Source organism: Mesorhizobium sp. M4B.F.Ca.ET.214.01.1.1 (assembly GCF_004791545.1).
Taxonomy (GTDB): Bacteria; Pseudomonadota; Alphaproteobacteria; order Rhizobiales; family Rhizobiaceae; genus Mesorhizobium; species Mesorhizobium abyssinicae.
Genome location: NZ_SRUX01000137.1, coordinates 1 through 357 on the forward strand (window position 1 = coordinate 1; position 357 = coordinate 357).

At 64.1% G+C, this 357-nt stretch carries 1 protein-coding gene; it reads left to right on the forward strand.

Annotated features, from left to right (window positions below):
* On the forward strand, positions 1-357 hold a 357-nt coding region (locus tag EN857_RS33635; RefSeq protein ID WP_135897701.1), incomplete at both ends, for an alpha/beta fold hydrolase.

Sequence of the window (357 nt, forward strand, 5' to 3'; positions counted from 1 at the left end):
ATCATCGCCTTGAGGGATGCCCTCGGGATTCAGAAGGCGGTCGTCGCGGGCTACGACTGGGGAGGGCGGACCGCCAATATCGTTGCCGCGCTCTGGCCGGAGCGCTGCAAGGCCATGGTGTCCGTCAGTGGATATCTGATCGGCAGTCAGGCCGCCAACGTGGCGCCGCTACCGCCGCAGGTTGAGCTCCAATGGTGGTATCAGTTCTATTTTGCCACCGAGCGCGGCCGTGCAGGCTATGCGAAAAACACGGACGACTTCGCCAGGCTGATCTGGCGGCTCGCGTCCCCGCAATGGAAGTTCGACGACGCCACTTTCGCGCGCAGCGCGGCAGCCTTCGCCAATCCGGACCATGTC